The sequence below is a fragment of the Streptomyces albireticuli genome, from assembly GCF_002192455.1.
Lineage (GTDB): Bacteria > Actinomycetota > Actinomycetes > Streptomycetales > Streptomycetaceae > Streptomyces > Streptomyces albireticuli_B.
In genome coordinates this window covers 6643848-6665309 of sequence record NZ_CP021744.1, presented here as the reverse complement: position 1 = coordinate 6665309, position 21462 = coordinate 6643848, and the positions used below count along the sequence as shown (strand labels likewise).

Here is a 21462-nt window from a genome sequence, read left to right as displayed (position 1 = left end):
GCCCGGCCTTACTTGGCGACCACGTCCTGCTTGATGACGCGCTCGATGTTGCGCTCGGCGAGCGCGGTGATCGTCACGAACGGGTTGACGCCGATGGAGCCGGGGATCAGGGCGCCGTCGGTGACGTAGAGGTTCTTGTAGCCGGCGACCCGGCCGTAGTCGTCGGTGGCCTTGCCGAGGACGCAGCCGCCGAGCGGGTGGTAGCAGAAGTCGTCGGCGAAGGCCTTGAGCTGCTTGCCGAAGAGGTCGTACCGGTAGATCGTGGTGTTGGCCTTGTTGATGCGGTCGAACAGCGACTTCGCGGCGGCGACGGCGGGGGCGTTCTGCTCCCGGGTCCAGCGCAGGTCCGCCCGGTCCTTGGCGGCGTCGTAGACGAAGGTGCCGCGCTGGGGGTTCTTGGTGATCGCCAGGTAGAGGCTGACCCAGGTCTCCAGGCCGGCCGGCATGGGCGCGATCTCGGCGAAGACCGGGGCGTCCGGGTTGTCCCAGTCGTCGATGCCCAGGGCGGGTATCGAGGACTGCTTGGTGCCCGTGGGGTTCCACATGTGGTTGGCGCGGGCGGTCATGATGTTGCCGTTGGGGCCCCAGCCGGCGCCGATCTCGGAGCTGAGGTTCGGCAGGGCGCCGGTCTCCCGGGCCCGCAGCAGCAGCTCGGTGGAGCCGAGGCTGCCGGCGCCGAGGAAGAGGTGGCGGCAGGAGATCTCCTTGGTCGCCAGCAGCTTGCCGTCGGCGTCCTTCTGCTCGACGGTCAGCAGGTAGTTGCCGTCCTTCTGCTGACGGATCGTCTTGACCTGGTGCAGGGTCTCGATGGTGACCTTGCCGGTGCCCAGGGCCGCGGCCAGGTAGCTCTTGTCGAGCGAGACCTTGCCGTGGTTGTTGCCGTAGATGACCTCGGCGTCCAGCGCGGACTTGGGCACCGAGCCCTCGGCCTCGCGCTTCATGTACTCCCAGTCGTAGACGTTGGGCACGAAGGTGGTGCTCAGACCCGCCTTCGACGCCTGCTCACGCGAGACGCGGGCGAACTTGTACCACTCGGTCTCCTCGAACCACTTCTTGTCGATGTTGCCGACGCGGAGGGTCGAGTTGGCGCGCGGGAAGTACCGGTCGTACATCTCGGCGGCGTCGACCTGGGGCAGCACTTCCTCGAAGTACGAACGCCGGGGCGTCACCGCCATGCCGCCGTTGACGAGCGAGCCGCCGCCGACGCCGCGCCCCACGTACACGGACATCTGGTCGAAGTTCACCCGGTCCAGGACGCCCGCGTAGGGGTCGATGTCCCGGTTGGCGAGGTCCAGCCACAGGAAGGAGCCGAGCGGGGCCTCCGTGCGGGTCTTGAACCAGCTGGAGCGCTTGTCGGGCTTGAGCATCCCGCTGAAGACGTTGCCGTCCGGGCCCGGCTGGTTCCACAGCTGGCCCATCTCCAGCATCAGCGTGCTGACGCCGGCCTCGCCGAGGCGCAGCGCGGAGACGGCCGCGCCGTAGCCGGTGCCGATGACGACGGCGGGCACGAAGGTGCCGCCGGCCACCGCCTTGCCCGCGGCGGCGGCGCGCGGGGCCGCGGAGATGGTGGTCGCGCCCGCGAGGGCCGCCGCGCTGAGGGCGGCCATGCCGAAGAGCCGACGCCGCGACAGGTGCTGGTTGTCTACCACGCTGGTGATACCTGACCTTTCGAACAATTACGTAAGTGCTTATCGAACCGTGGTGGTCTGGGGGGTGGCCCACGCGGCGACCGGGCGGCGCCCGGGCTACCAGGCGACCGGCATCCGCTGGACGCCGTAGACCTGCGTGTCGTGCCGCGGCGGGATCGCGTCCGCCGGGACGGCCAGGCGCAGGCCGGGGAAGCGGCGCAGCACCGCGTCGATGCCGGCGCGCAGCTCGACGCGGGCGAGCTGCCGGCCGAGGCACCGGTGGACGCCGTGGCCGAAGGCCAGGTGGCCGGCGGCGTGCCGGGTGACGTCGAGGGCGTCGGGGTCGGCGTAGCGGGCGGGGTCGCGGTTGGCCGCCGGCAGCGAGACCATGACGACCTCGCCCTTCCGCACCGGCACGCCGTCGATCCCGGCGTCCTCCAGGGCGACGCGGGTGGGGCCGTGGTGGACGACGCTGACGTAGCGCAGCAGCTCCTCCACCGCGCCTTCGGTCAGCGAGGGGTCGGCGCGCAGCGCGGCGAGCTGCGCGGGGTGCCGGAGGAGCGCGAGGACGCCGAGCGCGAGCTGGCCGGCGGTCGTCTCCAGGCCGGCGAGGAGCAGGAGGAGGGCGAGCGAGGTGAGTTCCTCGTCGGTGAGGCCGTCCCCGCCGTGGACCAGGCCGCTGAGGACGTCGTCGCCGGGCACGGCGCGCTTGCGGAGGACCAGCCCGTGGAGGTAGGCGCCGAGGTCGGCGAAGGCCGCCGTGACCTCCTCGGTGGAGGCGCCGTGGCCGCTCCACACCGCGGCGTCGTGCCGGAACCGCTCCCGGTCCGCGTGGGGCACGCCGAGCAGCTCGCAGAGGACGAGGGAGGAGACCGGGAGCGCGAAGTGCTCGAAGAGGTCGGCCGGTGAGCCGGCGCGCTCCATGACGTCCAGCCGCTCCTCGGCGGCCTTCCGGGTCCACTCGGTCAGGAGACGCAGGCGCCGGTCGGTGAACTGGCCGGCGAGCAGCTCGCGGTAGCGCCGGTGGCCGGGGCCGCCGGGTGGGGCGGGCGTTCCGGCGGGGGCCGCCGGGGGGTCGGCCAGGACCGTCGCGCGCGGCACCGCGGGGTGTTCGGGTCCGCCCCGGGTGCCGAAGCGGGGGTCGGATAACACGGCACGGGCGGTGGCGTCCGCGGTGACCAGCCAGCCGAGGTGCCCGTCGGCGAACGCCACACGGGTGAGGGGTGCGTGCTCCCGTGCGGTCCGCGTGGCCGCCGGCGGGTCGAAGTGGTTCTCGCGGACGGTCGAGAAAACCGCCGGTGCGGCCCCGGTCATCTCCCCCCGCCTTCCCATGCCATCTGTTTTCCCGCGGTACGAGGCATTTCCCGGGGATGGACCCACCTTGGACACCTTCGACACCTTCTCGAGGACGGTATGCAGCCGTCCGGAACGCTGTCAACGAAATCGATCGCGGGCGCTTTAACCCTGTGGGGCGGCCCGCCGGTACGGCTACCCGGGGGTACCGCGGCGCTTCGGTTCGGTACGGTTCGCCGCGGGGGGCCGCACTGCGGTACGGGGGGCGTCCGCGGTGCCGTCGGGCAGCAGGTGGGCCAGGCCCACGAGTTCGGCGCGGCCGCTGACGTTCAGCTTCCGGTACGCGTGTGTCAGGTGCTTCTCGACGGCCCGTGAGCTGACGTCGAGGCGTTCGGCGATGTCCCGGTTGGAGACGCCGTGCGCGGCGAGCCCGGCGACCCTGCGCTCGGTGCGGGTGAGCGCCTCCACGTCCAGCGGGCTGGCGCGGCGGGCCATGGCCTGGAGCTCGCGCGCGGCCCGGTCGGCGAGCCAGGGCACGCCGGAGGCCAGCGCCTGCTCCCGGCCCCGGCGCAGCTGGATCTCGGCGTCGGCCCGGCCGGCCGCGCGCAGCCGCCTGCCGAGGAGCACGGAGGTGCGGGCCCGCTCCATGCCGTTGACGGCGCCCTCCAGGACGTCCAGGGATTCCCGCAGCAGTTCCAGGCCCCGTTCCCCCTCGGTGACGGCGCCCCGCATCCGCAGGGCGCGGCCGATCGCCACGGGTGTCCCCCAGGCGCGGGCCCGCGCGTACTCCTCCTCGATGAGCTCCTGGGCCCGGGTGGCGTGCCCCATGCGGTAGTGGAGGCCGGCCGCCCAGGCCCGCCAGGGGAAGACCGCGGGGTTGCGCCAGTCGGCGCGCTCGGCGGCCCGCCCCCAGTCGAGGAAGTACTCCAGGGCGGTGGGCAGGTCTCCGACGGCCGCGGCCATGGAGCCGCGCAGCAGCTGGAGGCTGGAGGGCTGGTGCCCTTGGGAGGCGCCCTCGCGGCGGAACTCCAGGAGGCTGCGGGTCAGTTCGGCGTCGCGGCTCTCGATGGCGACGAGCACGATGCCGATCATCGACTGGAGGGTCGCCCAGCCCGTGACCCCGAGGGCGAGCGCCTCGGTGGCCTGGGCGCGGGCCTCCTCCAGGCGGCCCTGGGCCAGCAGCACCTGGGTGAGTTCGATGCCGATGACGCCCTGGGGCACGACGGCGTTCTCCCGGCGGGCCCGGTCCTGCGCGGTGCGCAGCCAGGGGCCGATGACCTCGACGGAGTCGGCGGCGATGAGGATGTGGGGCAGCAGGGGCAGGGCCGAGTAGACGTGGTCCGGGGTGGCGGGCTCGTACTGGAGGACGCGGTTCGCGAGCGGTCCGACCTCCGCGGCGGTCATGCTCTGGGTCATGGTGGCGCCGTGCAGGAGGACGGTGACGAGCTCGCGTTCGGCGGCGGTGCCGAGCGGGGGCGTGGGGCCGAGGGCGCGCAGCCGGTCGGCGCAGGTGAGGAGCCGGCCGGGGCCGGCGACCGCGATGTGGCGCAGCCGGGCCTCCAGACGCAGGGCCAGTTCGCGGTCCTCGCCGGCGATCAGCGTGGCGTCGCCGAGTTCGCCGGCGACCTTGCAGACCACGTCGACGGAGGGCGACGGGCAGCCGCCGAGCTGGGAGGGAGGGATGCGGGCGGCGGCCTTGGCGCGCTGGGTGGCGGTCGGGATGAGCAGCAGGGCCTGGGAGATGTGGCGGATGGCGGCGGGCGGGTCGAAGGCCCGCTCGACGGTGGCGAGGTCGACGAGCAGGGCCGCCCGGTCGGGGCCGGCGGGGGTGCTGCCCAGCAGGGCCCGGCGCAGATAGCGGGCGGCGTCCTCGGGGGCGCCGCGGCGCATCGCGGCGGTGGCGGCGGAGCGCAGCACCTCGATGGCCCAGCCGTCCTGGCAGGAGGTCGCCTCCAGGAGCTGGGCGGCGGCCTGTTCGGCGGGGTGGCCCGCGCCGTGCAGCAGGAGGGCCGCGTAGATGTGGCTGTCCTCGTGTTCCGCGGGGGTCATCGCGTCCTCGACGGCCTCCCGTACGGCCCGGTGGACGAAGCGGGGTCCGTCGGCCGGGGCGAGCAGCCCGAGGCGGCGCAGGGAGCGGATCGCCGCGTCGCGGCCGGTCTCGTCCAGGCCGGCGAGCCGGCCGGCCAGCTCCAGATCGGTGTGGCCGTCGAGGACGGCCAGCGCCTTGGCCATGGCCTGGACGGGGGCGGGCTGGGTGCGCAGGGCGGCGAGGAGCCGTTCGCGCAGGGACGGCAGCGGGGTGGTGCGGACGGTGTGGGCGCGTTCGGCGTCCGGTCCCCCGGTGCCGGCGAGGGCGTCGAGGGCGGCGGTGAGGAACAGCGGGTTGCCGGCGCCCACCTCGTGACAGGCGGTCAGGTAGGCGGGGTCGGCGGGGCGGCCGAAGCGGGCGGCCACGAGCTCGGCCGTGCTCTGCGGCGAGAGCGGGTCGGGGCGCAGCACACGGGCGGCGCGGTCGGTGATCTCGTGGACGCGCGGCTCCTCGCCGCGGGGGTCGCCCTCGCGCAGGGCGACGACGGCGGTGATGCGCAGGTGGGCGATCCGCTTGGCGAGGTGGCCGAGCCAGCGCAGGGAGGGGGCGTCGGCCCACTGGAGGTCGTCGACGAGCAGCAGCAGGGGGGTGCGGGCGGCGCGGTCGGCGGCCAGGGCGAGGAGTTCGCCGTGCGGTTCCGGGGCGGCGGCCCCGGCCGGGTCGCGGGCCGCTTCCGCGGCGTCGGGCAGCAGGGGTTCGAGGAGCTGGCTGACGACGCCGAAGGCGAAGTCCTGTTCCAGGAGGGCGGCGCTGGCGCTGAGGACCTGGGTGCCGCGCCGTTCGGCCAGCGGCCGCAGGGCGCGCAGCAGGGTGGTCTTGCCGGTGCCGAGGCCACCGGTGACGACGAGCAGGGAGCCGCTCGCCCCCTCGGCGGACTCCAGCGCCTCGGAGATCAGGTCGAGTTCACGCTGCCGGTCGAGCAGGGTGGTCATGGGGTGTTCCTCCGTAGCTGCCCCAGCGCGTCGGCCAGCTCCGAGCGCCCTGAGATGCCCAATTTTCGGTAGGCCTTGGTCAGATGGAGTTCGACGGTGCGCAGGGTCACCGAGAGCTCGGCGGCGATGGCGCGGTTGGCCATGCCGTGTGCGGCGAGGTCGGCCACCCGGAGCTCGGCTCCGGTCAGCCCGCCCGGCGCCGGGGCGCGCCCGGTGCCCGGGGCGGTCCGGGCGGCGGGTGCCCGGCGGGGGGCGCGGGTGCCGGTGTTCGCGCCGTCGCGGGCGGCCGCGGCCGCACCGGTGGCCGCGAGCAGGGCGGGGACGGTGGCGGTGCCGGCGGGCCCGGCGAGCGCCGCGGTGCCGAGGGCCGCCAGGGCCTGCCGGTACTGCCAGGTCGCGGGGGCACCGGCCGGTGGCAGCGCGGGCACGGACCGGGGTGTCCGGCCGCCGGCCGCCAGCAGGGCCCGGCGTACGGCGCTGGGCGCGCCCCAGGCCAGGGCGAGGCGGCGCTCCTCGGCCGCCGGTTCGGGGAGGCAGCCGTGCTCGGGGTCGGGGCCCTGGGCGAAGGCGGCGGCCGAACGCCAGGGCAGCAGGGCGGGGTTGGCGACCCGGCGGGCGAGCAGGACCCGGCCGCACTCCAGCAGGTCGGCGAGGGCCTCCTCGCGCCGGTCGCCGGCCAGCCGCAGCAGGCCCCGGGCGTACAGCAGGTACGCCCACGCCAGGCCGTCCTCCGCGCCGGTGGGCCGGGCCAGCCGCACGGACCGCTCGGCGGCGGTGAGGTCGCCGCGCTCCAGGTAGACGAAGGTCTTGAGGCCGACGAGGCCGGGGGCCATCAGAGGGTGCCAGCAGTGCGGCGGCATGGCCTCCTGGGCGTGGTCGATGGCGGCGGAGGCCGCCTCGGTGCGGCCCTGGTGCAGCTCGGCGAGCGCCTCGACGAGCAGGGCGAGGCCGGCGATCTGCTGGGCTCCGAGGCTCTCGGCCCGGACGAGGACGGCGGCGAGCCCGGCCCGCGCCTCGGCGAAGTCGTCGGTGAGGACGAGGGCGTGGCAGGCGGCGAGCTGGCAGGTGAGGGGGGTGGTGTCCCGGGCGGAGGGGGCGAGCGCGGCGCGGGCGAGCGCGCGGGTGCGGGCGATGTCCTGGCCTTGGAGGGCGAGCCGCCAGGCGGCGACGCCCGCTTCGGCGGGTTCGGCGGGTGCTTCGGTCAGACCGGGTATGGAGGGCCGGTCCAGCGCGTAGGCCGCGCCCTGCTGGCTGTGCTCGGCGAGCCAGTACAGGGCGCGGAGGGCGGACCGGTCCCGGGGGTGGAGGTCGCCGCGGTCCAGGGCGTGGGCGATGAGCGGCTGCGCGGAGACGACGTCGCCGCGGGCGACGAGGAGTTCGGCGGCGTGCACCCAGGACGGGCCGGCCGTGGCGTCGGCCTGGGTGAGCAGGGCGCGGCGCAGGTGCTGGTCGGCGGCGTCGGGTGAGGTGGGGAGGACGACCGCGCTCAGCTCGATGAGGACCTTCACGCGCAGTGCCGGGGTGAGGGGTTCGCGCAGGGCGCGCTGGAGCAGCCGGACCGCGCAGGGCAGGTCGCGGGCGGCCCGGCGGCGGGCGGCCTCCCGGCGCAGGACGTCCACCGCCCAGGCGGAGCCGATGATGCGGGCGGCGAGCAGCAGCCGGGCGACCGCCGCGTCGGGGAGCGCCTCCCGGTGTGCCCGCTCGGCGGCGCGGGCGTAGAGCTCCTCGCGGCGCTCCGCGCCGATCCCGGCGAGCACCGCCTCGGCGGCCCTCGGCTCGCGGAAGACGGGCGGGCCGTCGTCGGTGAGCAGCCCGGTCGCGGCCAGCAGGCGCAGGGCGTGGGAGGTGCCGTACGCGCGGGGTTCGGCGAGCGCGGCGAGCATGCCGGGGGTGCCGTCGGCGCCGCACACGGCGACCGCGCGCAGGACGTCCTGGAGTTCGTCGGGCAGGGTGGCGCAGGTCCGGGCGGCGCGGCTGCCGACGGCCTCGGCGGCGGTCTCGTCCAGCTGCGCGAGGCGTTCGGGTACGGGGTCCCAGCCCTGGCGGGAGAACCTGCGGATGACCGCGCGCAGGACGGCCGGTCTGCCGTCCATGGCCCGGGCGGCCGCCCGGCTGAAGTCCGGGTCGACGGACCGCCCGTAGGCCCCCCGCAGCACCTCGCCGACGCCTTCGGCGGAGAGCGGGGCGAGGGTGAGGTGGTGCGCGGTGACGACGCGCCCGTCGGCGAGGGGGCACAGCTCGGTGCGGTCCTCGGGGCCGGGGGAGACGCCGTGGGTGGTCAGCAGCAGCACGGGCGCGCCGGACAGCCGGCGGGCCAGCGCCCGCAGGACGTCCCAGGACTCCCGGTCGGCCCATTGGGCGTCGTCGACGGCGAGGAGCAGCGGCCGCTTCCGGGCGGCGGCGAGCAGGACGCGGCACAGCTCGGGGGTGGTGTCGGCGCCCTGCCGGGCCGTGTGCCAGGACGGGTCGGTGCCGGGGGCGGCGCAGGCCAGCAGCTGGCCGACGACGCCGAGCCGCAGCCCGGACTCCTCCCAGGAGGCGTGGGCGGTGGCAGCGGTGACGCCGGAGCGGTTCGCGAAGGCGACCGCGCGGTCGAGCAGGGCGCTGCGGCCGACCCCGGGGACCCCGTGCACGGCGACGGTGGCCGACCGGCCCGCGCCGAGGCCGTCCACCAGGGTGCGCAGCAGCTTCTCCTCGTGCTCCCGTTCCACGAGCGGCGGTGCGCCGCTGACGTGTCCGTCGACCGTGGGCCAGGATCCGGCTCCCCCGGCCCGGCCGGCTCTCCAGTCCGCCATGGGCCGCCCCCTAGCGACTCTGCGCGTGGGCGCCGGCCGGCGGTCCCACCCGCTCCGGGCGGTGTCCGTCCGCCCCGTAGGGGCGCAGCGGGCCGGGCGTGCCGAGGGAGCCGAGCGAGAGGGGCAGGTCGGCGCGGCCGCGCACGTCGAGCTTGCGGTAGACGTTGGTCAGGTGCATCTCCACGGTGCGGGGGGTGACGAACAGGGCGTCGGCTATCTCCTTGTTGCTGACGCCGCGCCGGGCGAGGACGGCGACGCGGCGTTCGCTGTCGGTGAGCGAGTCGACGGGCGAGGCGGCGAGCTGCGGCATCCGGCCGCCGGCGGCGACGAGCAGCTTCCGGGCGAGGCCGCCGAGGATGTGGTAGCCGCAGCGGGTGGCGAGTTCGATGGCTCCGCGCAGGTGGCGGCGGGCGCCTCGGGTGTCGTCGTGGCGCAGGAGCTCGTAGCCGAGCTGGTACTGGGCCTTGGCCTGTTCGAGGCGGGCCGGGGAGGCGGTGAGCGCGTCGACGGCCTCGGCGAGCAGGTCCAGCCTGGTCCGGCCCTCGGCGACGACGCCGGCGGCCAGCAGGCCGAGGCCGATGCCCCGGGGGGTGCCCCAGCGGCGTACCCGCTCCTGGGCGCTCTCGGCGAGTGCGGCGGCGTCGGCCGTGCGGCCCTGCTGGGCGAGGACGGAGGCGGCGGGGAGCCACCAGGGGGCGAGCACGGGGTTGGTCACTCCGGCCTCCTCCAGGCTGCGCCCGCACCGCTGCCACAGCTCCAGCGCCCCGGCGAGGTCGCCGCGTTCGCGCCGGGCCCGGCCCTTGGCGTAGAGGTAGTGGTGCCACTCCCAGATCTGCTGGTCGGTGCCGTGCCCGCCGCGGGCGAGCACGTGCTCGGCGCGGTCGAGCTGTCCCTGGGAGAGCAGCGCGGTGCCGAGGGCGATGTAGGGCATGGGCGAGCGGGGGCCGTCGGCCGTCTCGGCGATCTCGACCGCGGCGTGGGCGTCGGCGGCGGCGCCGCCGATGTCCCCGGCGGAGTGGCGGACGACGGACCGCCCCGCCAGCACCGTCATGTGCATCCACGGTTCGTACCGGTCCCGGCTGGAGGAGAGGGCACGGCCGAGCCCGGCCAGGGCCTCGTCCGTCTCGTCGGCGAGGCCGAGGACGACGGACGCCCCGAACACCCGCCAGCCGACGGGTGCGGGCTCCTCGACCTTCAGCGCGCGGCGGGCGAGGGCGACCGCCTGCCGGGCGGGCCTGCCGTCGAAGGCGGCCAAGGCGCTCATGACGGCCAGCAGCCGGCGTTCGGCCGGGTTGTCCCCCGGGGGTACGGGCCAGGCGTCGGCCCGGTCCCGGGCCGCGGCCATGGCCGCCTTCTCGTTGACCGCGGTGATCAGCAGGGCGGCGGCGACGGAGGTGCGCAGCTCCGCGTCGGCGGGGTCGGTGCCGAGCTCCGTGCGGAGGGTTTCGAGCACTCCGCCGAGGACGTGGACCGCTTCGGGCGCGTCGCGGGTGCCGAGTGCGGTCGTCCCGTACTCGACGGCGATGCGCGCCCGGTCCCGTGGGTCGGCGGCGTCCTCGAGGGCGTGCCGCAGGTGGAGCAGCGCGGTGGCGGGGGCCACGGGGGCCGCGGCGCGGGCCAGTTCGACGCGGACGACCTGGCGCTGGGTGCCGGTGAGTTCCGCGTCGAGGGCGCGGCGCAGGTAGCGCACGGCGGCCGGGGAGCCGTCCCGGCCGGCTGCCTCGGCGGCGGCGTCGCGCAGGGCGGCGAGCATCCAGGGCTCGGTGAGCTCCTTGAGGAGGACGAGCTGGTCGGCGACGTCCGAGGCGGGGCGGCCGGCGTCGTTGAGGACGCGGGCGGCGCGGGCGCGCAGGGATTCCAGGCGGGCGGCCGGCAGGTCGGCGAGGACGGCGTCGCGGACGGCGTCGCGCATGGTGATGACGGGGTGCGGGCCGGCGGGCGCCACGGCTCCCCCGGCGGTTCCCTCGGCCGGGCCGTCGACGGCGCCGTTGCGGCGCAGGGCGTCCAGGGCGGCGGTGAGGCGCCTGCCGGTGACGCCGGAGAGGGCGGCCAGCGGGTCGGCGCAGGACCGGCCGAGGACGGCGAGGGCCTGGGCGACGGATCGTTCGTGGCCGGGGCAGTCGGCGAGGTGGGCGGTGACGGAGCCGGCGAGGACGGCGTCGCCCGTCCTGCGCAGCCGGCGGGTGCCCGCGGCGTCGGGGCCGAGCCCGGCCGCGCGGACGCCGTCGAGGAGCCGTACGAGCCGGCCCGGGTTGCCGGCACCGGTGTCCACACAGTGGCGGAGAAAGGTTTCGTCGGCGGGGCCGCCGAGGGCGCGGACGACCATCCGGGCGGTGTCGTCCGGGGTGAGCGGGCCGAGGTCCATGGTGGCGCAGCGCCCCTGGGCGAGGAACTCGTCGAGCATGGCCGTGCCGGGGCCGTGGCATTCGGTGCGCTGGGCGAAGAGCACCAGCAGCGGCAGGTCGGCGGCCCTGCGGAGCACGAAGTCGACGCTGCGGAGGGAGGCTTCGTCGCACCACTGGGCGTCGTCGAGGACCAGGGTGAGCGGCCCGGCCGCGAGCAGGCCGGCGAGGTGCCGGTGGAACCGGCGGTGGAAGGCGTAGGCGGCGTGCGCGGCGGAGGTGCCGGGGAGCGTGCCGGCCGGCTCCGGGAGCATGTGCGGGTCGTGGCCGAGCAGTTGGCCCAGCACCGGCCGGCCGTCGCCGGGCTTCTCACCGCCGGCGCCGCGCAGGACGGTGCCCCCCGCCGAGGCCAGCCGGTCGGCGAAGGCGGCGAGCAGACCGGTCCTGCCGATGCCGGCCGGGCCGCGGACGAGGACGGCCCGCGCACCGTCCCGGCGCGCCTCCTCGGCGTGCCGTGCGAGGCCGGTGAGTTCGGTGGAGCGGCCGACCAGGAACCGGGGAGCGTCCTGGCCCTTGTCGCTGCTGACCGCCACGGCGTTTCCTTCTTTCGTGAAGCCACACTCGAGCTCCGTCGACCGACGTGGCGGAGACGGTTCCTAAGACGGTTCCAAGTCCCGACTTGCACGATCAAGATCAGAAACGACGGTAACAGGACAGCTAATGGGGACCCATCACCTTTGAGACAGAATGCGAAGCATCTGTGGCCAAAGATGAACGCTGAGTTCCCGGCCGCCTACGGGGCGTGGCGCCCCGTCAGTCTTCCGCAAGTGAGCCGAAACCCGTCCGCGACAAGAATGCCGACATTCGCTTGTCATTCGCTTGCCGTACGCTGCACCGTTCGCCCTCCCGGGCGGGAAACCCCTGTCTCACCGGCGAAGACGCGCTTAACGGGCATCTTGAGCGGGGTGGTGGGACGGCGTCTTGGGCGGCGTCTCACGGCGGCGCGGCAGGGGGCGCGGGGCGGCATGCGGGTGGAGGACGGACCGCTGCGCGGAGCCCGCTCCCCGGCCCCGCCCCTTCCCGAAACCGGGACTCCGCCCCGGACCCCGGCCCTCAAGCGCCGGACAGGCTGAATTGTCACCCGGAACCGGGCAGGAAAGTCGGCCTCACCCCAAGGGAAGCGGCATCTGCCGCAAGGGAAAGCCGGCCACGGACAGGGGCGAATCCAGCCCGGCTGGGGGCACCTCCCAGCGGTAGCTGGGGGAGTTTGAGGCCACCGCGCGTCAGCGCGGAAAAGGGGGCCCGGGGGCTTGCCCCCGGTTACGGGAAGGGGCGGGTAGGGGACAACGCCCGCCGCAGGCGCACCCCGCACCCGCACCCGCCACAATCCACCGCGTCAGCGAATCCCCACCCCCGAGACCGCCCGGGCGATCACCAGCCGCTGAATCTCACTCGTCCCCTCGAACACCGTGTAGATCGCCGCGTCCCGGTGCATCCGCTCCACCGGGTACTCCCGCGTATAGCCGTTGCCCCCGAGGATCTGCATGGCCTGCGCCGTGACCGTCTTCGCCGTCTCCCCCGCGAAGAGCTTCGACATCGAGCCCTCCGCCGAGGTGAAGGGGCGGCCCGCGGTCGCCATCCACGAGGCGCGCCAGACCAGCAGGCGCGCCGCGTCGATGCGGGTGCGCATGTCGGCCAGCTGGAAGGCGACGCCCTGGTTGTCGATGATGGGGCGGCCGAACTGGACGCGGTCCTTGGCGTATTCGAGTGCCACCTCGTACGCGGCGCGGGCGATGCCCACCGCCTGCGCGCCCACGGCCGGGCGGGAGGCCTCGAAGGTGGCCATCGCGGCGTTCCGGGCGCCGGCGGCGCCCGCCTCCCGCTCCCCCTTCGCCCGCTCCCGGGCGCGCGCCAGCCGGTGCTCCAGCTTCTCGCGGCCGCCGAGCAGGCAGTGGCCGGGGACGCGGACGCCGTCGAGGACGACCTCGGCGGTGTGCGAGGCGCGGATGCCGTGCTTCTTGAACTTCTGCCCCTGGGACAGGCCCGCCGTGCCCGGCGGCACGATGAACGAGGCGTGCCCGCGCGCCCCCAGCGCGGGGTCGACGACGGCGACCACCACATGGACATTGGCTATGCCGCCGTTGGTCGCCCAGGTCTTGGTGCCGTTCAGCACCCACTCGTCCTTCGCCTCGTCGTAGACGGCGCGGGTGCGCATGGCCGAGACGTCGGAGCCCGCGTCGGGCTCGGACGAGCAGAAGGCGGCGACCTTCACGTCGGCGGCGTCCCCGTACATCTGCGGGACCCAGGTGCCGATCTGCTCCTCGGTGCCGTTGGCGAAGACGCCGATCGCCGCGAGGCCGGTCCCGGCGATCGCGAGGCCGAGGCCGGCGTCGCCCCAGAAGAGCTCCTCCATGGCCATGGGGATGCCGAGCCCCGTGGGGTCGAGGAACTGCTGGGCGAAGAAGTCGAGCGAATACAAGCCGATCTTGGCGGCCTCCTGGACCACCGGCCAGGGGAACTCCTCGCGCTCGTCCCACTCCGCGGCGGCCGGGCGCATCACGTCCTCGGCGAAGCCGTGGAGCCAGTCCCGTACCCCCCGCTGGTCCTCGTCGAGCTCCATGGTGAACTCCGCCATAGCCCCTCCCACCCCTCGTTACTCAAGGTAACGCGAGTATGTTACCCATGGGTAGAGGTGTCAACCGCCCCCGCCTCCCCGATTCGCTGAGTGCAGCGGGTGTTACGTTGCGCATGCGTGACGATTCGCAGGGGCGGGGAGGCATTCCTATGGAGAACAACAGTCAGCGGGACGATCAGCAGCGTGCCGCGGAACGGCGGCGCAAGGAGCTGCTGGAGGCCGCGGACCGCGTGGTGCTGAGGGAGGGCCCGGGGGCGTCGATGAACGCCATCGCGGCCGAGGCGGGCATCACCAAGCCCATCCTCTACCGGCACTTCGGCGACAAGGGCGGGCTCTACCGCGCGCTCGCCGAGCGCCACACCGACGCGCTGCTGGTCGGGCTGCGCGCCGCGCTGGACGCCCCGGCGGACCGCCGGGAGCGGGTCGAGACCACCCTGGACAGCTACCTCGCGGCGATAGAGGCCCGGCCGCAGGTCTACCGCTTCCTGATGCACCCGGCCGACGAGAGCCACCCCACGGAGCAGGGCTTCGACGTGGGCCGGCACTCCGCTCCCCTACTGCGGCGGATGGGCGAGGAGCTGGCCCAGGTCATAGCCGAGCGGGTCGACCTCGGCCCGGGCAGCGACGAGCTGGCCCGCGCCTGGGGGCACGGCATCGTCGGCATGATGCACGCGGCGGGCGACTGGTGGCTGCGCGAGCGGCCCTTCCCGCGCGCGCACCTCGTACGGCACCTCGCGGACCTGCTCTGGGGCAGGCTGGCGGCGGCGGGCGACCTGCCGGGCGGCCCCGGCTTCTGACGGGGGCGCCCCGCACGGTGCCCGGCCGCCGGGCGGGCCCGGCGCCCGCCCGGCCGGGGCGGGCCGTCCCGCACGGGACGGCGCCCCGCCCGGTTCGCACCGTCTTCGTCGGAAATTCGCGCCCCCTTCGCAGGGAAAGGGGCGGCCTTCCTGCCCGGTTCCGGGCAGGGCCTCAGCCCACCCGGTGACCGGGGGCCGGGGTCCGGGCCGGGGTGCCGGCGGCGGGTGTCAGCCCGTCCCGCCGGGCGGCCCGCAGCGCGCGCCACTTGCGGACCCCCGTCAGGCGGTCCAGGTACAGCCCGCCGTCCAGGTGGTCGCACTCGTGCTGGAGGCACCGCGCGAAGAACCCCGTGCCGCTCACCCGCACCGGGGAGCCGTCCCTCGTGAAGCCCTCCACCTCCGCCTCGTCGAAGCGCTCCGTGCCCGCCTCGATCCCGGGCACGGAGAGGCACCCCTCGGATCCGCGGACGGTGACGCCGCCGGCCGTGACGAGCCGGGGGTTCACGAGGTGCCCGAGGTGGCGGACGTCCTCGTCGTCCGGGCAGTCGTAGACGAAGACCCGGAGCGGGACGCCGATCTGGTTGGCCGCGAGGCCCACGCCCCGCGCCGCGTACATCGTCGCGAACATGTCCTCGACGAGCTCCGCGAGGCCCTCGTCAAACTCCGTGACCTCCTCACAGGGGGTCGCCAGACCCTGATCTCCGAGCAGCCGCAGGGGCCGTACACGTCCTGAACCACCGGGAATCGAGCCTTTGCGCATGGGGTCAACCCTACGTTCCGAGGGCCGCGGGTTCGGGCCCACGGCCGGATCTCGATAGGCTGATCCCCGACCGAGGCCTCCTGGCCGGCGTTCGGCTCGGAGGGGGCGTTCCACCGGCGGACCAGGAACAGGCGGCGGCGCCGGATTGCAAGGAGGATCTAGGACGATGGCAGGCAACACGGGGCCGCTGTCGCCGCGGGCCAAGCTGGCCGTGACGGCGGGCAAGGCAGCTGCGGCGGTGTCGCGCGCCGCGGGCCGCGGCAGCGGATCGGTGATCGGCGGCAAGGTCGCGCTCAAGCTCGACCCCGATCTGCTCGCCCGGCTGGCGACCCACCTGGACGTGGTCCTGGTGTCGGCCACCAACGGCAAGACGACCACGACGCGGCTGATCGCCGAGGCGCTGCGGGCCAGCGGACCGGTGGTGTCGAACGCGCTGGGCGCGAACATGCCGGCCGGTATCACCTCCGCCCTCGCGGGCGGCTCGGACGCGCGCTACGGCGTGATCGAGGTGGACGAGAAGTACCTGGCGGGTGTCGCCCGGGACGTCTCGCCCAAGGCCATAGCGCTGCTGAACCTCTCGCGTGACCAGCTCGACCGGGCCGCGGAGACGCGCATGCTCGCCGAGAAGTGGCGCGAGGGCCTGGCCGGCACCAAGGCGGTGATCATCGCCAACGCCGACGACCCGCTGATCGTCTGGGCGGCGTCCTCGTCGTCGAACGTGGTGTGGGTGGCCGCGGGCCAGGAGTGGAAGGACGACGCCTGGTCGTGCCCGTCCTGCGGCGGTGTGATGCAGCGCCCGGGCGACGACTGGTTCTGCGGTGAGTGCGGCTTCCGCCGGCCCACCCCGAGCTGGGCGCTGTCGGGCGACTACGTCCTCGACCCGCACGGCTCCGCGTGGCCGATCCACCTCCAGCTGCCGGGCCGGGCCAACAAGGCGAACGCCACCACCTCGGCCGCCGTCGCGGCCACGTTCGGGGTGCCGCCGCAGGTGGCCCTGGAGCGGATGTACCAGGTGCAGGCGGTCGCGGGCCGGTTCGACGTGGTGCAGTTCCTGAACCGGGACATCCGGCTGCTGCTGGCGAAGAACCCGGCCGGCTGGCTGGAGACCTTCTCGCTCATCGACGGCCCGCCGGCGCCGGTGATCCTCGCGGTGAACGCGCGCGGCGCGGACGGCACGGACACCTCCTGGCTGTGGGACGTGGACTACACCCGGCTCGCCGGGCACCCGATCTTCCTCCTCGGTGACCGCAAGCTCGACCTGGCGGTGCGCCTGGAGGTCGCGGGGCTGGACTTCCGGGTCTGCGAGACCGTCGACGAGGCCGTGCAGTCGGCGCCGCCCGGCAAGATCGAGCTGATCGCCAACTACACCGCGTTCCAGGACGTCCGCCGCCGCGTCGGCAACTGACCCCACGACAGGATTGTGAGCATGAGCCAGAACAGTCTGCGGGTGGTGTGGGTCTACCCCGACCTGCTCAGCACCTACGGCGACCAGGGCAATGTCCTGGTCCTGGAGCGCCGGGCGCGGCAGCGCCGGCTGGACGTCCAGCGCGTGGACATCCGTTCCGACCAGCCGATCCCCACCTCCGGTGACATCTATCTGATCGGTGGCGGTGAGGACCGTCCGCAGCGGCTGGCGGCCGAGCGGCTGCGCCGCGACGGCGGTCTGAACCGCGCGGTCGCCAACGGCGCGATCGTCTTCTCGGTCTGCGCGGGCTACCAGATCCTGGGCCACGAGTTCATCAACGACCTCGGCCAGCGGGAGCAGGGCCTCGGGCTGCTCGACGTCGTCAGCACCCGCGGCGAGGGCGAGCGGTGCGTCGGTGACGTGCTCGCCGACATCGACGACCGGCTGGGGCTGCCGCCGCTGACCGGCTTCGAGAACCACCAGGGCATCACCCACGTCGGCCCGAACGCGCGACCCTTCGCGCGGACGCGGATCGGCAAGGGCAACGGCACGGGCGACGGCACCGAGGGCGCGTACAACGACACCGTCTTCGGTACGTACATGCACGGGCCGGTCATGGCGCGCAACCCGCACATCTCGGACCTGCTGATCAAGCTGGCGCTGGATGTCAACGCCCTTCCGCCGGTGGACGACCGCTGGTACGAGGCGCTGCGCAACGAGCGGATCGCGGCGGCGACCCAGCCCTCCTGACGGGCTTCCCGCCCGTACGCGCGCCCGCATGACGGACGGTTGTGTCCCCCGCCACCTCTCGCTTGTATGGTGGCGGGGATCCAGCCGGACGACGGGGTCCGGTCACCCGCCCTGTTGTGAAGGTTCCCTGTCATGCGCATCGGCGTACTCACCTCCGGTGGCGACTGCCCCGGTCTGAATGCCGTCATCCGGTCCGTGGTGCACCGCGCCGTCGTGGACCACGGTGACGAGGTCATCGGCTTCCGCGACGGCTGGCGGGGGCTGCTGGAGAACGACTTCCGCAAGCTCGACCTGGACGCGGTCGGCGGCATCCTGGCGCTCGGCGGCACCATCCTCGGCTCCTCCCGGGTCCGGCCCGCCGATCTGCGCGACGGCGTCGAGCGGGCCCGCGGCCATGTCGCGGAGCTCGGCCTGGACGCGATCGTGCCGATCGGCGGCGAGGGCACCCTCAAGGCGGCGCGGCTGCTGTCGGACGCCGGCCTTCCCATCGTGGGCGTCCCCAAGACCATCGACAACGACATCGCGTCGACCGATGTGACCTTCGGCTTCGACACGGCCGTCGGGGTGTCGACGGAGGCCCTGGACCGGCTGAAGACCACCGCCGAGTCCCATCAGCGGGTGCTGATCGTGGAGGTGATGGGCCGCCACACCGGCTGGATCGCCCTGCACTCGGGCATGGCCGCGGGCGCCCACGCGATCGTCGTGCCGGAGCGGCCCTTCGACATCGACGAGCTGACCGAGGTGGTCGGCCGCCGCTTCGAGGCGGGCAAGCGCTTCGCCATCGTGGTGGTCGCCGAGGGCGCCAAGCCCCGCGCGGGCTCGATGGCCTTCGAGACCGGTGACACGGACGTCTACGGCCACGAGCGGTTCGCGGGCGTGGCCCGGCAGCTGGCCGTGGAGCTGGAGCGGCGCCTCGGCAAGGAGGCCCGCCCGGTGATACTCGGCCACGTGCAGCGCGGCGGCACGCCCACCGCGTACGACCGGGTGCTGGCGACCCGCTTCGGCTGGCACGCCGTGGAGGCGGTGCACCGCGGCGCCTTCGGGATGATGACGGCGCTGCGCGGCACGGACATCACGCTGGTGCCGCTGGCGGAGGCCGTGGAGCGGCTGAAGACGGTTCCGGACGAGCGCTACGCCGAGGTGGAGTGCGTCCTGTGAAGTGATCTTCGCGGCCGCCGCCGTACCGCCCCCGGCCGGAGCTCCGGCCGGGGGCGGCTCTACTCTGGTCCCGGCGCATCGGTACGAAATGGGAGAGACGCGGATGGATCACAGCGGGCACGGCATGATGATGGACATGCCGCCGTTCACGCTGGGACGGGGTCTGGAGTTCAGCGGCGATCCGTTCTTCATGATCGGTTGCTTGCTGGGGCTGGCCCTGTACGGCTGGGGTGTGGTGCGGCTGCGGATGCGCGGTGACGCCTGGCCCGTCGGCCGTACGGTCGCGTTCGTGCTCGGCGTGCTGTCGGTGTGGCTGGTGATGTGCACCAAGCTGAACGACTACGGCATGGTCATGTTCAGCGTGCACATGGTGCAGCACATGGTGATCAGCATGCTCTCCCCGATCCTGCTGCTGCTCGGCGCGCCGGTGACGCTGACGCTGCGGGCGCTGCCCACGGCGGGGCGCGGGCGCAAGGGCCCGCGGGAGTGGCTGGTGGCGCTGCTGCACAGCCGCTACATGCGGATCATCACGCACCCGGCGTTCACGATCCCGCTGTTCATCGCGAGCCTGTACGCCCTGTACTTCACGCCGCTCTTCGACTTCCTGATGGAGTCCAGGACCGGGCACATCGCGATGATGGTGCACTTCCTCGCGGTCGGCCTGGTGTTCTTCTGGCCGATCATGGGCGTGGACCCGGGGCCGCACCGGCCGGGCTACGTGATGCGGATGCTGGAGCTGTTCGCCGGCATGCCGTTCCACGCCTTCTTCGGCATCGCGCTGATGATGGGGTCGGAGCCGATGATCGGCACGTACATGCACCCGCCGGCCTCGCTGGGCATCGACCCGCTGGAGGACCAGCAGGCGGGCGGCGGCATCGCGTGGGCGTTCAGCGAGATCCCGTCGGTCGTGGTGCTGCTCGCGCTGGCCTATCAGTGGTACCGCTCGGAGCAGCGCCAGTCGCGGCGCTCGGACCGGGCCGCGGACCGGAACGGTGACAAGGAGCTGGCGGAGTACAACGCCTACCTGGCCGCGCTCCAGGCGCGCGGGCGGTGAGCTGAGACCCCTGGGTGCACGCCTGGGGTCGGAGGTATGGCGGTGAGGGCCGCGGCCGGAGACGATGGTCTCCTGGCCGCGGCCCTCCCGCGTCCGCGCGTCGGGCCGCCGTGAGGAGGTGCGGCATGCCCGGATCCGCGAAGGCGATGGCGGGGCTGACGGTGGGGGGACTCGTCACGGTGACCGCCTACTCGGTGACCATCGGCAGCGACGGCTGGCTGTGGTTCACCTGGGTGGTGCTGATGCTGATGACGATAGGCACGCTGGTGGCGCGGGGCACGTGACACGGCGCCGGGCGGCACCGGCTAGAAGCGGAACACCGCTCCCGTCGCGGCGTCGAGCCCGCACGCGTTGGGGTAGGTCTTGTGCCAGACGAGCGGCCTGCCGTTCCAGTCGCCCTCCACGGTGGCCGTGACGGGGTCGTACTCCCTGGTGCACAAGTGGCGGTCGCCGGTGAGCGCATCCGGTTCGCCCTTGGCCCGCTGGAGGTCGGCACAGGCCGCGGCCGCGTGCGGGTGGTGGCCGCCGGCGTCGGGGCAGGTGAGCTGGACACCCCGGATCCAGGTGTTCTGGGCGCCGGAGACGGTCAGGAACAGCCGCCCGCGCTCGGGCTCGCTCGCGGTCGCCGCGGGGACGGCGGCGAGGCAGAACAGAGCGGTGGCGGCCGTCGCGGCCGCCACGCCGGTACGTACGGACATTCGGTGCCTCCTGGGGCGCGGGGGATGCCCGGTGCCAGGCCATCGCGCGCGGGGGCCGCGGGGCAAGCGGCCGCACCGGGGCGTCCCCCGGGTGGCGGCGCGCTCTCACCCGGGCGGGCCCGTGGGCAGGCGGACACCGTACCGCCACGGAGCCCGCCCGCCGACCACCCGGGCCGGCCCCCGGGCCCTTCCCCCGCCGCCGACCTGCGGGAAAACCCTTGGCAGTCGAGGGGGGTGAATCCGTAACCTCGGGCACCGTGACTGGACAACGCATATGAGCGCCCGGCTGCGGGGCATCGCCGGGGAGACCGAGCGGATCGTCGCCTCGGGCGGCTGGACCACGCGGGACGGGCGCCGGATCGACCTCGCCGCCGCGATCGCTTCGGCGGCGGCGGGCACCCGGCTGTACGGCCCGGAGCCCGTGCCCGTACCGGAGTGGACGCCCGTGGCCGCCACGGAGTTCGAGGTGACGGGCGAGGGCAGCCTGGACGCGGCGCGGCGGGTGGCCGGGGACGGCCCGGTGGCGGTGCTGGACTTCGCGTCCGCGCGCAATCCCGGTGGCGGTTACCTCAACGGCGCCCAGGCCCAGGAGGAGGCGCTCTGCCGGGGCTCGGCGCTGTACCGGTGCCTGCGCGAGGCGCCGGAGTACTACGCGGCCCACCGGGCGGACCCCAGCCCGTTCTACAGCGACCGGGTGATCCACGCCCCCGGTGTGCCGGTCTTCCGTGACGACCGCGGCACGCTGCTCGACGCCCCGTTCCGGGCGGGCTTCCTGGCGTCCCCGGCGCCCAACGCCGGGGTGATCGCCCGCCGCGACCCCGCGGCGGTGGCCCGGGTGCCGGCGGCCCTGGCGGCCCGCGCCGAGCGCGTGCTGGAGGTGGCGGCCGCCCACGGCTACCGCCGACTGGTGCTGGGCGCCTGGGGGTGCGGGGTCTTCATGAACGACCCGGCGGAGGTCGCGGCCGCCTTCCGGGCCCCGCTGACGTCCCCGGGCCGCTTCGCGGACCGCTTCGACCGGGTGGTCTTCGCGGTCCTGGACCGCCGCGCGGACTCCCCGACGAGGGCGGCGTTCGCCGCGGCCTTCCCGGGCGGCCCGGTCCGCGGCACGGCCGCACGCCTGGGTTAG

15 protein-coding genes are annotated in these 21462 nt (G+C 74.6%); 7 read left to right on the top strand and 8 right to left on the bottom strand.

What is annotated here, in order from left to right; translation table 11 throughout:
* Positions 1-8: 8 nt before the first annotated feature.
* The 6 genes from SMD11_RS28915 to SMD11_RS28890 all read right to left on the bottom strand — a co-directional run bounded on the left by SMD11_RS28915 (position 9) and on the right by SMD11_RS28890 (position 13714).
* Complete coding sequence (locus SMD11_RS28915; RefSeq protein ID WP_087930785.1) at positions 9-1607, bottom strand: GMC oxidoreductase; 1599 nt, start codon at positions 1605-1607, stop codon at positions 9-11.
* 138 nt (positions 1608-1745) lie between these two features.
* Complete coding sequence (locus SMD11_RS28910; RefSeq protein WP_087929245.1) at positions 1746-2942, bottom strand: cytochrome P450; 1197 nt, start codon at positions 2940-2942, stop codon at positions 1746-1748.
* A gap of 174 nt (positions 2943-3116) precedes the next feature.
* Positions 3117-5942, bottom strand: a complete 2826-nt coding sequence (locus SMD11_RS28905) for an AAA family ATPase (RefSeq protein WP_087929244.1) — start codon at positions 5940-5942, stop codon at positions 3117-3119.
* Complete coding sequence (locus SMD11_RS28900) at positions 5939-8737, bottom strand: AAA family ATPase (protein ID WP_087929243.1); 2799 nt, start codon at positions 8735-8737, stop codon at positions 5939-5941. The genes SMD11_RS28905 and SMD11_RS28900 overlap by 4 nt, the downstream gene beginning before the upstream one ends.
* 10 nt (positions 8738-8747) lie before the next feature.
* Positions 8748-11672 (bottom strand): helix-turn-helix transcriptional regulator, encoded by a 2925-nt coding sequence (locus SMD11_RS36900; RefSeq protein ID WP_087929242.1) that lies wholly within the window; start codon positions 11670-11672, stop codon positions 8748-8750.
* Positions 11673-12475: 803 nt separating this feature from the next.
* On the bottom strand, positions 12476-13714 hold the full coding sequence (locus SMD11_RS28890; RefSeq protein ID WP_087929241.1) for an acyl-CoA dehydrogenase family protein: 1239 nt from the start codon (positions 13712-13714) through the stop codon (positions 12476-12478).
* Between the two features lie 149 nt (positions 13715-13863).
* Here SMD11_RS28890 and SMD11_RS28885 point away from each other — a divergent pair, with 149 nt between their 5' ends.
* A complete protein-coding gene (locus SMD11_RS28885; RefSeq protein WP_087929240.1) occupies positions 13864-14511 on the top strand; it encodes a TetR family transcriptional regulator in 648 nt (215 codons plus the stop codon).
* Positions 14512-14683: 172 nt separating this feature from the next.
* Here SMD11_RS28885 and def read toward each other — a convergent pair whose 3' ends face one another.
* Entirely contained in the window at positions 14684-15271 is a 588-nt protein-coding gene (gene def / locus SMD11_RS28880) for a peptide deformylase (protein ID WP_087929239.1), read from the bottom strand.
* Between the two features lie 166 nt (positions 15272-15437).
* Between def and SMD11_RS28875 the strand changes: the two genes are divergently transcribed.
* From SMD11_RS28875 to SMD11_RS36005, 5 genes are all read left to right on the top strand, one after another.
* Positions 15438-16676 carry a MurT ligase domain-containing protein gene (locus SMD11_RS28875; RefSeq protein ID WP_087929238.1) on the top strand — a complete coding sequence of 413 codons (1239 nt, stop codon included), beginning with the start codon at positions 15438-15440 and terminating at the stop codon, positions 16674-16676.
* Between the two features lie 21 nt (positions 16677-16697).
* On the top strand, positions 16698-17426 hold the full coding sequence (locus SMD11_RS28870; RefSeq protein ID WP_087929237.1) for a type 1 glutamine amidotransferase: 729 nt from the start codon (positions 16698-16700) through the stop codon (positions 17424-17426).
* A gap of 132 nt (positions 17427-17558) precedes the next feature.
* Entirely contained in the window at positions 17559-18584 is a 1026-nt protein-coding gene (locus tag SMD11_RS28865) for a 6-phosphofructokinase (RefSeq protein ID WP_087929236.1), read from the top strand.
* A 103-nt stretch (positions 18585-18687) separates the two neighbouring features.
* A complete protein-coding gene (locus SMD11_RS28860) occupies positions 18688-19638 on the top strand; it encodes a cytochrome c oxidase assembly protein (protein ID WP_087929235.1) in 951 nt (316 codons plus the stop codon).
* Positions 19639-19763: 125 nt separating this feature from the next.
* The gene (locus tag SMD11_RS36005) at positions 19764-19922 is read left to right on the top strand and encodes a hypothetical protein (protein WP_199843972.1); all 159 of its coding nucleotides are present in this window, start codon (positions 19764-19766) and stop codon (positions 19920-19922) included.
* A gap of 21 nt (positions 19923-19943) precedes the next feature.
* Here the strand turns inward: SMD11_RS36005 and SMD11_RS28855 are convergent, their stop codons facing one another.
* The gene (locus tag SMD11_RS28855) at positions 19944-20336 is read right to left on the bottom strand and encodes an SSI family serine proteinase inhibitor (RefSeq protein ID WP_087929234.1); all 393 of its coding nucleotides are present in this window, start codon (positions 20334-20336) and stop codon (positions 19944-19946) included.
* Between the two features lie 274 nt (positions 20337-20610).
* Between SMD11_RS28855 and SMD11_RS28850 the strand changes: the two genes are divergently transcribed.
* Entirely contained in the window at positions 20611-21462 is an 852-nt protein-coding gene (locus tag SMD11_RS28850; RefSeq protein ID WP_087929233.1) for a TIGR02452 family protein, read from the top strand.